The sequence below is a fragment of the Halolamina sp. genome, assembly GCF_036626355.1.
Classification (GTDB): Archaea; Halobacteriota; Halobacteria; order Halobacteriales; family Haloferacaceae; genus Halolamina.
In genome coordinates this window covers 1-10,824 of the sequence record NZ_JAZKRY010000094.1, presented here as the reverse complement: position 1 = coordinate 10,824, position 10,824 = coordinate 1, and the positions used below count along the sequence as shown (strand labels likewise).

Here is a 10,824-nt window from a genome sequence, read left to right as displayed (position 1 = left end):
CCGCCGTGACCATCCGTGTCGGTGAGGGGAGCCCCTGAACCGGCGTCGTTCGACAGCGTCGATGACACTATTCGCCGTAATCAGTATCAGTCCCCCCGACTGCACCGTCCACACACTTCCCCAACCGATTCGGTCGCTATCGCTCCCTCCGTGCTCGCAAGAACCTCGCGCTGGCTCGCTCACACAAGCGCTCGCGCTTCACGCCGCCACCCGAATCACGCCAGAGAACGACCCTCCTCAGGGCTTGACCGTCGTACTCACCCACCCAGTCGCGCCCTCGGGGAACGCATCCTGCTTCGTCTCGTTCTGCACGGCTCCGGTCCCGTCGATGGCCCGGACCACCACCTCGTGGTTCCCGTTTTTCTCGTACTCGTGTTGCCACATCCGCCAGGCGTCCTTCGCCTCGCCGGTGGCGTCCGGAGACTCGTCGCCGTCCTCCACTATCGTCGCACCGGGGAGCCGGTTCGAGAGCGTCGCCTCCGTCCAGCTGTCGCCACCATCAGTGGAGACCTCGACGGCCGAAATCCCACGCGTGCCGGCGTAGGCGTGTCCACCGACGCGGATGCCCTCGCCGCTGGTGTCGACGCCGTGGAGTTTGGCGACGGTGTTGACCTCGCCGGTGCCTTTCCAGCCGCGGGACTCCCAGTAGCCGTCCTCCGGCTCCTCGCGAATCTCGATCTCCGTGAGCCACTTGGCGTTCGTCTCGCCCCAGTGCCCCGGGACGAGCGTCCGAAGCGGGAAGCCGTGGCCCCGCGGGAGCTCGGTGCCGTTCATGCCGTAAGCGAACAGGCCGGGATCGAGCGCCTCCCGCGGGAAGGAGACGTAGTAGTCGTCGGCCCCGTGAAGCGTCACACAGCAGCTCTCGGGCGCGCCCACCTCGTCGAGCACCTCCGAGACGGGGACGCCGGTCCAGAGCGCCGTGTCCATCTTCGTGCCGTTCATCGTGTCACTCACACAGCGTAGCGTGACGAACCGCCGTTCAGCAGGGAACTCCCTCAGCTCCTCGAGCGTGAAATCCTGTTCCCTCTCGACGAGTCCCGTCACTGGGACCGACCACTCCTCAGGCGAGATGTCGGGCGTGGCCGTCGCGATGTCCACCTGGTAGAACGACTCCGAAATCATCCCCTCCGTGTCGGGGAGCGAGAACCCCCGCTCGGTTGCATCGTCGAGCAGCGACTGCGCCGCGGGGTCGACCGGACCCGGTTCGCGCCCCTGCCCAGCTCCGCTGCTGGGGCCGAATAGCGCGCCGATGCCGACCGCTCCGGCGGCGACGGCGCCCGCTCGCAGCACGCGGCGGCGGCTGTGGGACATGCCGATGGGAGCGAAGAACGTCGAGCCAGCGATCACGGCAACGGCGGCCGCAATCCCGGCGCCAACGGCGCTGAGAACGCTCCCGGTGAGGAGGAACGTCGTTACAAGCAGTGCAAGGAGCGTCACGACGGCGTGTTTGCCCATCTCTCGGAAGCCGACCCAGTGACCGATGGTGAAAATCAGCGCCGTGTAGCCGCCGACGAGGAGCGCAGTTGTTCCCGCCGCGAGCAACGGCTTCGCGAAATCACGCAGTGTGCCGATACCTTCCGCAACGAACACGTCCGGGAGCATGTCGAGAACCACCGCGGCGGTGGCGGCGACGACGAACGCCGGCGTGACGCCGACGGCCAGCAGCGAGCCGCCGAGGGCGGCGATGGCCGCCAGCGCGGCGACGCCGAGCTCGGTGCCGTGCGCCGAGCGCAGTTCGCGGAGACGAGCGCGGTTCATACAGGGTAGTAGGACTCAGCATGGTTAACGTTCTCGCGGACGTGTGCGCGGGACGCCTGTGGAACGCGTTCGACGCGGCCGGAACCGCTTTGTCACTGCTCCCGTATCGTTCGCTATGGCCGGGAGCGAGCGCGACGAGAAGACGGCGCCCGGACGCCCCTGCCCGCACTGCGGGGCGACGATGACCCACCGACACTGCAAATACGTCTGCCCGGAGCACGGCGTCGTCTGGGACTGCTCGGACACGTTCTACTGAGTCTCCCCGACGGCTCCGGAATCGGCCGGTAGCGGGACCGGTTCTCCGGCGTACGTACAATTAAGCCTGTTCGGGCCATTTAGCTATTCAGTTAGATGATGCGTTCTTCCAGCCCACGGTCGCCGGCCACGGCCACAGCGGATGGCCACCTCAACGTATGGTGAGAGATGAGCAACTTGCCCGGAGCAAGGAGATTCACAAACGGACGGGGAGAACGTTCTACGTCGCCACGAAGTTCCTCCCCGAGCGCGTGCGCCATCCAACGTACGTGCTCTACGCCTTCTTCCGGGTCGCCGACGAGGTCGTCGACGGCGAGAACGAGCTCTCGCCGGCCGAGCGTGAGGCACGTCTGGAGGAGTTCCGCCGCGCCGCGCTCGGCGAGGAAGCGACGGACGACCCGGTGCTCTCGGCGTTCGCCGAGATCCGCGAGGAGCACGGCATCCCCGCCGCGGACGTGAAGACGTTCGTCGACGCGATGGCCACCGATATCGAGAAAGCCCGCTACGAGAGCTACGACGAGCTTCGGGCGTATATGGACGGCTCGGCAGCGGCAGTCGGGCGGATGATGACCGCCGTGATGGCGCCGGCGGCCGCCGAGGAGGCGCTCCCGGCGGCGACGGCGCTCGGTGAAGCGTTCCAGCTGACCAACTTCGTCCGCGACGTGCGCGAGGACGTGCTCGAGCGCGACCGCGTGTATCTCCCTGCGGAGACGCTCAGAGCCCACGGTGCGAGCCACGAGCAGCTCACCCGGCTGGAGTTCGACGACAACGTCGCTGCGGCGGTCCAGACGGAGCTCAACCGCGCGGAGGCGCTCTATCTCGACGGCGTCGCCGGTATCAAACTGCTCCCGTTCGACTGCCAGTTCCCCGTCCTGCTCGCGGCGATTCTCTACGTCGACCACCACCGGATGATCCGCGCCCGCGATTTCGACGTGGTGTCGGCGACGCCATCGCTCTCGCTTTCCAGGCGCCTCTATCTGGCTGTGAGAGCCCGGGTGGCGTGGCAACGGACCCCGGAGCCGATGACGGTGTTCCGCCGAATAAGTGCCATCGCCGACGGGGAGACCGACCACCAGATCAGGCAGGCGCTGGGTCGACTGCCGGTGCCGTAGTCGGCGAGCTTAGCTGGGCGGCTGGTCACCGATTTCCTCGCAGGCCGTGCCGGCAGCCGTTTCCGCTCGGTGACTGATGGTGAACTCGAGCACCTCCCGGTTGCCGTCGGCATCGTAGACGAGTTCGTGCTTCTCCACGTCGACGAGCCCCTGAGAGGCCCAGCCGTCGGCGTCCGACTCCTTGTAGAAAAAGTAGATCGGCACAGGGTTGGACTCGGCGGCGATGAGCGCGGAATTGCCCAGTGTGTCGGCCGACTGGTCGCCTTTTTCGGGGACTCCCTCGCCGACGTAGGTGAACGTCTCTCCGGAGATGTCGTCGTCGTCGTTCCGAACGTTGATACCCGAGATGCGATAGCCAAAGCCCGTGTCGAACAGCGTCTCGATGTCGTCCTGACTGTATCGCTCGTCACGCTGGATATCTGGAAGTGGGTGATGCATCCCTGGCGGGTGGATGGGCGATGGACGGCCTCCCCGTTGAACCTATCGACAGGTCGACAACCCCGCCGGGAGACTGCTACGACCTCGTCCGTGCCACAAACGGCAGCATCGGCGCGTCGAAGCGGTCGGTCCGCAGCAGGCCAACGCCGATGGCCGCTGCGATAACTGCGGGGAGCCAGTTGCCGTAGAACAGGTTCACGCCACCCCAGAGCAGGACGAAACTCACCATATCGTCGAGTGCGAACTCACACGACGCCAGTCGGGCGTGCAGCGCCTCGCGGTTGAACGTGAAATCGACGACCCCGACGGCAATCGTCGCCGAAAGGACCCAACCGGCGTAGTTCGAGAGCGGCACGCCGTAGAACGCCCCGCCGCCGGGGTAGGCCCAGAACCCCAGCACGACGGCGCCGGGATCGAGCACCACGTCCATCGCGAGGACGAGGGCGATGACCGCGAGCAAGCGCGTAATCGTCCGCTCGGCGATAGTTCTGAGCAACAGCAGACTGAGCAGATAGGCGTTGAACACCAGCGGGAGGAAAAACACCGGGAGCGCCAGCGGCACGCCGCCGAGCATCGGCCCGAGATCGATACCGTAGTGGAACTCGCCGTAGGGGAACCCGGTCTGGATCCCGATGATCTCGATCGTGTACGCGTACGCCGCCAGCCCGAGCACGCCAAACAGCGCCCGGCGGTTCACCACGGGAGCGACCCCGACGATCAGGGGCGACCGCATCACGATGACCCCCGAGAGCACCAGCAGCGGGTTGAACGCAAGCGGCTCGGGGAGCAGCCCCTCGGCGCTGGCGACGAGCAGCAGCGCGCCGACAGCGGGGAAGACAACGGCGATGGTAAAGCGGTTAGCTCGAACTAACTGGTCCATCGCCGACTCCCACGCCCGACGGTCGTCCAAGCGGTTCTGCAGCAGCCCAAGTAGCGTGCTCATGGAAGCACCCCGCGCAGGCGCAGCAGCCCCCCGAGGGTCAGGAGCATCCCCACGAGCCCGTTGACGACCGGGAACCACCAGTACGCCCGGTCCACGTCGACGCCGGCCGCGACGGTGCCGAGAACGAAGACGGGGTAGACACCGAGAAGCGCTCCCAGCCGGGGGTCCAGCAGCGCGAATGCCCCAGCGGCGAGCGTCCAGCAGGCCAGACAGTAGCCGTAGGTTCGGCGCTCGCCGAGCACCGTCGCCGTCGTCTCGATGCCGGCAGCGCGGTCAGGCTCGATGTCCGGAATCGCGGAGTAGGTGTGCATCCCCATCGTCCAGAGCCAGCCGCCGACGAGCGCGAACGCTGGCGGATGGGCACCCGCGAGCGCGGCGTAGGCGGCCGCGCCCGGCAGGAGATAGAGCCCGTTCGAGAGGGAATCGAGCAGTGGACGGGTTTTGAACCGCAGCGGCGGCGCGCTGTAGCCTGCCGCGAGCAGCAAAAAGCCCGCCAGATACGGCCACGCGACATCCGGTGTGAGCACGAACAGACCGAGGCCCGCGACCCCGCAGATCGCGACGACAGCGGACACTGCGGGGGCGCCGCGCCAGCGTTCCTCTCGACCCTCTCCCTCGGCTTTCTTCGGGTTCTCGGCGTCGACATCGCGGTCGAACCGGTCGTTGATGCCGTAGAGATAAACGTTCGCGGGCACGAGGAAGTAGGCGACCAGCAGCACTGACACCGGCGAGAGCAGTGCGTCGACGGTCTCGGCGGCGTACGCGATGCCGACCAGCGCCGGGCCGGCGGTGTAGAGCCAGAACCGCGGGCGCGAGAGCGCGAGGAGATAGCGCAGCATCCTGCTACCGGCTCTTTTCGGGGGTTCGCCCGCCTTCCCGCTCCGTGAGCGCCTCGGCGGTGAGCTGCCCGCTGATGAGACACATCGGGACGCCGATACCGGGGGTGGTGTAGGAGCCGGTGAAGTAGAGGCCCGGCACCGCCTCGGAGGTGTGGGGCGGGCGCAGTAACGCAGTCTGGCGCAGAGTGTGGGCCAGCCCCAGCGCCGAGCCCTGCATGCTGTTGTAGCGCTCGCCGAACTCGCTCACCGAGAACGTCTCCTCGAGGACGATGCGGTCTCGGAGGTCGGTGCCGGTGTTCGCGGCGATATCGTCGAGCACCGACTCGCGGTAGGCCGCGCGGGTCGCTTCGTCATCTTCCAGGCCAGGGGCGATAGGAACCAGCGCAAAGAGGTTCGAGTGACCCTCCGGGGCGACGGTCTCGTCGGTTTTCGAGGGCACACAGAGGTAGTACGCCGGGTCGTCGGGCCACGCCGGCCTGTCGAATATCTGCTCGAAATGCTCCTCCCACTCCGTCGGAAGCACGAGCGTGTGGTGGGCGAGATTGGGCACGTCGCCTTCCACGCCCATGTAGAGCAGGAACGCCGAGGGTGCGTAGGTCCGTGACGCCCAGTAGTCCGGGTCGTACTGGCGCTTCTCCGGCGGCAGGAGCTCCTGTTCGGTGTAGGCGTAGTCGGCGTCGCTGACGACGAGGTCCGCGAGCGCGTAGCCGGCACCGTCGACTCGGTGGTCGGCGTGGCGACCGCTGGGTGCGTAGTCGCTCCTGCTGGCACCGTCGTAATCCAGCTTGAACCCGCCGCGCTGGCCGTGGATAGTGGTCACGTCCGCGCCGGTCCGGTACTCGACGCCGAGTTCGCTGCCGAGGTCGACGAGGCCGTCGATGACGGCGCCAAGCCCGCCGTCGGGGTAGTAGACGCCAAGGTTGAAATCGACGTGACTCATCAGGTTGTAGAGCGCCGGCGTGTTGTTCGGCGAACCACCCAGGAAGACGAGGGTGTACTGCATCACCTGCTGGAGTTTGGGGTGGTCGAAGTAGTTCTCGACGTGGTCCTGCATCGAGCCGAGCATCGAGAGGCCGCGGGCCTGTCGCCCGACGTCCGGGTCGAGATAATCCCGCAGTCGTGGGCGATCCTCGTAGACGAAATGCTCCATCCCCACCTCGTAGTTGAGTGTGGATTTCTCCAGATACTCCTCAAGTGCGTCGCCGGCGCCGTCCTCGTAGGCCTCGAACTTTTCGATGTTCTCGGCGACGTTCGGCGAGAGGTCCATGCTGTCGCCGTCTTTCCACATGATACGGTAGTGGGGGTCGAGCCGCGAGAGCGTGTAGTAGTCGCTCGGCTCACGGTCGAAGTGGGAGAAGAAGCGCTCGAACACGTCGGGCATCAGATACCACGAGGGCCCCATATCGAAGCGGAACCCGTCGCGTTCCAGTACGCTCGCGCGGCCGCCCAGTTGCTCGTTGCGTTCGAGCAGCGTGACGTCGGCGCCCGCGCCGGCGAGGTAGCAGGCCGACGAGAGCCCGCCGATTCCGCCGCCGATGACAGCAACTGATCTCCCTTCGATGGTGGGAAGCTCCGGGGAAACGTCCATGTGTAAGGGAGTGGCCCGATGGGCTTAAAGCCGGGAGGCATCGGCGGCTATCGCGTTGCCGTTTCGTCGGCCGTAAGCGTGCCACACGCAACCAGACCTCTCGAAATGGTGAGGGGTGCGCCCCAGCGGTAGGCGGTGAGCAGCAGCGGCGGTGTAACCAGCTCCATCAACCCCGTCGCCGGGAGGAGCACTGGCCGACGATGACCCCCAGATAGCGACGGTTCGTCGGCGACCACCCAGCTCCGTCCGCTCGATAGCCAGCCCGGTGACAACTGCCAGGACGGAGAGCACGCCGAAGTGGGCGTGAGCGCCGGTGATTGGTGCGGAGAGCCCGGGCCGGGCAGATCATGTAGACGTTCGAAACTCCCGAGAGCGTCTGCAGCGTCAGTGCGACGTCCCCGGAGATACGGAGTTCGCAGGGTATCTCGGAAACACGGATCAGGCAACGGTTACTTCGCAGTCTCCTCAGAGGCAACCTGTCACGTGGCCCTGGATATCGAATGGATTCAGCCTGACGGGCCGCGACGAACACCGCTAAGTTCCTGCCGGTCCCCCGTTCGGTATGGACGACTCTACGGTGGTTGTGACCGGTGGGGCAGGGGGAATCGGGGCTGCGCTCGTGCGGGCGTTCGCGGATGCGGGCGCAACCGTCGTCGCCGCCGTGCGCACCGGGAGCGACGACCGGCCGATGTCAAGCGACGACGGAGCGTCGGACGGCCTGTTCTCCGACCGGCCGAGCGTCGAGACGGCCACCGCCGACGTGCGCGACGAGTTCGATGCCGAGCGACTGATGGAGCGTGCCGCCCGCGCAGGCGGTGAGATCGACCTGGTCCTCCCCTGTGCGGCGGTGTTCCACGGCGAACCGGGCGAGTCACCGCTTCCCGAGGAGAGCTACACGGCGTTCGACAACCAGTTCAGGACCAACGCCCGCGGCGTCTTCACGACGGTCAAAGAAGCGCTCCCGCATCTCGCCGCGGACGCGCGGGTGCTCGTGCCGTCGGGAGCGGTGGCGACCGAACCCAGCGCAGGCTACGGCGGCTACGCGGTGTCGAAAGCCGCTGCGGAGGCGGTTGCCCGCGGCTTCGCCGCCGATATCGAGCAGGCAGTCGGCGTCGTCGACCCGGGCGTCGTCGCCACCGAACTCACGGGCGGGCAGGGCCGCGACCCGGAGGACGTGGCCGGAATGTTCCACTGGGCGGCGACTGAAGCTGATTCCGAGGAGTTGAACGGGGGTCGGCTCACCCTGGCGGACTGGAAGCGCGCGACGCGGTAGCCCACAGAGCCGTACGTTCTTGGCTCTCGGCCGTCTTCATCCGAGTATGCAACTGGAAGCTATCCGTACCGCCGAGGGCGAGACGGTTCACGTCGACCTCTCGAGGGGGGAGCGCGGGACGAAGGGGCCGTTTTTCGTCGCGTACGTTTCACCTGATGCCGACGAGCGCTGGGGCTACTTCTGTGGCAGCTGTGAGACGACTGACAATGCGATGGACTCGATGGGGCGTATCGAATGCAACGTCTGTGGGAACGCGAAGAAGCCGGATGACTGGGACGACGCGCACGAATGACCAGTCACGGCACGTGACCTGCGGCGAACTCCGTTTCGCCGCCGCGGAACCGATGCCGTGACTGTGTATGACCGACAGCTGCACGTGACCTGCGGCGAACTCCGTTTCGCCGCCGCGGAACCGATGCCGTGACTGTGTCGCCCCGAATCCGACCAGCCACGTTGGGACGAACTGTTCTGACCGCCACCGAGGAGCAGCCACGGTGGGTATGGCGACCGCTCAGAACGTCGCCTCGATTCCCGCTTCCAGCGCAGCGACCGCCTCGTCGATATCCGACCGGTCGATACAGAGCGGCGGCGAGAGCAGCACCTGCGTGTCCGGTCGGCCCCCTCCGAACAGCACCCCGTGTTCCTGCGCTACCTCGCGCACATCACCGACGGGGTTGTCGGCGTCAGGCTCGACACGGGTGTCGACGAACGGCTCGCCCGTTTCGGGGTGGCCGAACTCGACGGACCAGAGCAGCCCGCGGCCGTGAACGTGGGCGACCTCCTCGTGGCGTTCGCCGAGTGCTCGGAGCTCCGATTCGATATACGGCGCGAGCTCCTGGCAGTTCTCGATGAGCCCGTCTTCGTAGGCGTCCATCGCGGCGTTGGCTGCGGCGCAGCCCACCGGGTGGCCGGCGAACGTCTGACCGAGGTCGTGGCCGTCCTTGCGGACCTCGGCAGCGATATCTTCGCGTGCGAGTACGCCGCCAAGCGGTGCGTAGGCGCTGGTCACGCCCTTCGCGAACGTGATCATGTCCGGCTCCACGTCGTACGTATTAATCCCGAACCAGTCGCCACAGCGGCCGAAGCCGGCGATGACCTCGTCGGAGATGAGCAGCACGTCGTACTTGTCACAGATCTCACGGACGCGCTCGAAGTAGCCCGGTGGTGCCGGATAGGCGCCGGAGGTCCCTGCGACGGGTTCGGTTAGCACCGCTGCGATCGAGTCGGGCCCCTCGTTTTTGATGACGAACTCGAGGTGGTCGGCGGCCTGCTGGGCGATCTCCTCGGGCGTGTCGCCGTCGAAGGGGGAGTTGTGGACCAGTGGCGGGAGGAACTTCGCGATACCGGTGGTCGCGGCGTAGCGCTCGATCTTCCCGCGGGTCTCGGGATCGCCCGAGAGCCCGCCGGCAGCGTACGTCGAGCCGTGGTAGGAGCGCCAGCGCGTGAGCACTTTCGGCGCGTCCTGATACTCCCGGGCGATCTGGATAGCCGACTCGTTGGCCTCGCTCCCGGAGATGGAGAAGAACACGTCGTTCAGCGCGCCCGGTGCGCGTTCGGCCAGCCGCCCGGCCAGTTCGTCGCGAGCCGGTGTCGTCTTCGAGGACGAGACGTACGGGATCTGGCGGGCCTGGCCGGTCATCGCCTGGATGATGGACTCGTTCGAGTGCCCCGCGTTGACGCAGTAAAGCTGTGCAACGAAGTCGAGATACTCGGTGCCCTCATCGTCAGTGACGCGGGCGCCCTCTCCGGAAGAGAGCGATAGGACTTCACTTTCAGGTGAGTACCAGTGCGGAATGTTCTGCGGTCGGTCCGTCTGTGCCATACATCCACATAGACTAGACTGGGGATAAGTCTGTCTTCGTCGGCGATGCTCGCGAAGTAATTTATCGGCATTGGTACGGGCAGTCGGATATTTTTTGCGGTGAAGCCCGAGGTTGCTCCCAGATATACGTACCGTCGACGTAATCGCCCCGGAAGAGCCTGACCGTGGGGAGCCGGAGTACCTGTTCATCACCCTCGGGGAAGACGCGGACCACGCGTCGGCCACGGGTGACTTCCCGGGCGGAACGTTGGAGACCGCACCTCGAAAAGCGAGTGTCATCACTGGAACCGCTTGCCGGGAGATTCGGGAAAGGGTCGATGTCGAAATTGGCAACCCCACGCTGGTCACCAGCATGACGTTCGAACTCGACAAAGTCGAACCTGTCCGACCCTGGTCCTCACCCCCGTGGACCCGCGACCTGCTGGAAGCGGTCGTTGACCACGGGGACGAGTAAGCGGCTGCGGTACGGCGCAGATACGGTGCGGATGCGGTGCGGCCCAATAGTGCAAGCACCCTCCGCAGCCATGTTCGCGGTTGCAGTTGCTGCCTCTACTGGGCAAGCACCCTCCCCAATCGTGTTCGTGGCGGCGGTCGCGATCCGCATAGTGATTACTGTGAGTCTGTCCCGCCGTGACCATCCGTGTCGGTGAGGGGAGCCCCTGAACCGGCGGCGTTCGACACCGTCGATGAACTTATTCGCAGTAATCACTATCAGTAGTCGAGCAGCCACCGCGGTCGTCACGGTATCAATTGACGAAAATCACGCGACGGTACTGGCCCTCGCGCGGTTTCGAAT

General features: G+C 66.2%; 11 protein-coding genes. 5 read left to right on the top strand and 6 right to left on the bottom strand.

The features are described 5' to 3' along the window. Positions 1-237: 237 nt before the first annotated feature. On the bottom strand, positions 238-1,758 hold the full coding sequence (locus tag V5A38_RS12925) for a molybdopterin-dependent oxidoreductase (RefSeq protein ID WP_332326174.1): 1,521 nt from the start codon (positions 1,756-1,758) through the stop codon (positions 238-240). Positions 1,759-1,873: 115 nt separating this feature from the next. Here V5A38_RS12925 and V5A38_RS12920 point away from each other — a divergent pair, with 115 nt between their 5' ends. Then, entirely contained in the window at positions 1,874-2,014 is a 141-nt protein-coding gene (locus V5A38_RS12920; RefSeq protein ID WP_332326173.1) for an HVO_2523 family zinc finger protein, read from the top strand. A 157-nt stretch (positions 2,015-2,171) separates the two neighbouring features. Then, entirely contained in the window at positions 2,172-3,125 is a 954-nt protein-coding gene (locus tag V5A38_RS12915) for a phytoene/squalene synthase family protein (protein ID WP_332326172.1), read from the top strand. Between the two features lie 9 nt (positions 3,126-3,134). On the opposite strand, the gene V5A38_RS12910 is transcribed toward V5A38_RS12915, so the two are convergent. The 4 genes from V5A38_RS12910 to crtI form a co-directional block, all read right to left on the bottom strand. After that, positions 3,135-3,563 (bottom strand): hypothetical protein, encoded by a 429-nt coding sequence (locus V5A38_RS12910; protein ID WP_332326171.1) that lies wholly within the window; start codon positions 3,561-3,563, stop codon positions 3,135-3,137. Between the two features lie 76 nt (positions 3,564-3,639). Next, on the bottom strand, positions 3,640-4,506 hold the full coding sequence (gene cruF / locus V5A38_RS12905; protein ID WP_332326170.1) for a bisanhydrobacterioruberin hydratase: 867 nt from the start codon (positions 4,504-4,506) through the stop codon (positions 3,640-3,642). Beyond that, positions 4,503-5,345 (bottom strand): prenyltransferase, encoded by an 843-nt coding sequence (locus V5A38_RS12900; protein WP_332326169.1) that lies wholly within the window; start codon positions 5,343-5,345, stop codon positions 4,503-4,505. Before V5A38_RS12900 ends, cruF begins: the two co-directional genes overlap by 4 nt. Before the next feature lie 4 nt (positions 5,346-5,349). Then, positions 5,350-6,933, bottom strand: a complete 1,584-nt coding sequence (gene crtI / locus V5A38_RS12895; RefSeq protein ID WP_332326168.1) for a phytoene desaturase family protein — start codon at positions 6,931-6,933, stop codon at positions 5,350-5,352. A gap of 562 nt (positions 6,934-7,495) precedes the next feature. Between crtI and V5A38_RS12890 the strand changes: the two genes are divergently transcribed. Together V5A38_RS12890 and V5A38_RS12885 are read left to right on the top strand one after the other, a co-directional pair. Continuing rightward, positions 7,496-8,206, top strand: coding sequence for an SDR family oxidoreductase (locus V5A38_RS12890; protein WP_332326167.1), 711 nt, complete (start codon positions 7,496-7,498; stop codon positions 8,204-8,206). A 52-nt stretch (positions 8,207-8,258) separates the two neighbouring features. Continuing rightward, on the top strand, positions 8,259-8,498 hold the full coding sequence (locus V5A38_RS12885; protein WP_345786287.1) for a DUF5816 domain-containing protein: 240 nt from the start codon (positions 8,259-8,261) through the stop codon (positions 8,496-8,498). A gap of 219 nt (positions 8,499-8,717) precedes the next feature. Here V5A38_RS12885 and V5A38_RS12880 read toward each other — a convergent pair whose 3' ends face one another. Further along, positions 8,718-10,028: an aminotransferase class III-fold pyridoxal phosphate-dependent enzyme gene (locus V5A38_RS12880; RefSeq protein WP_332326165.1), complete on the bottom strand. Its 1,311-nt coding sequence runs from the start codon at positions 10,026-10,028 to the stop codon at positions 8,718-8,720. Between the two features lie 112 nt (positions 10,029-10,140). Here V5A38_RS12880 and V5A38_RS12875 point away from each other — a divergent pair, with 112 nt between their 5' ends. Then, the gene (locus V5A38_RS12875) at positions 10,141-10,482 is read left to right on the top strand and encodes a hypothetical protein (RefSeq protein ID WP_332326164.1); all 342 of its coding nucleotides are present in this window, start codon (positions 10,141-10,143) and stop codon (positions 10,480-10,482) included. Positions 10,483-10,824 lie beyond the last annotated feature (342 nt).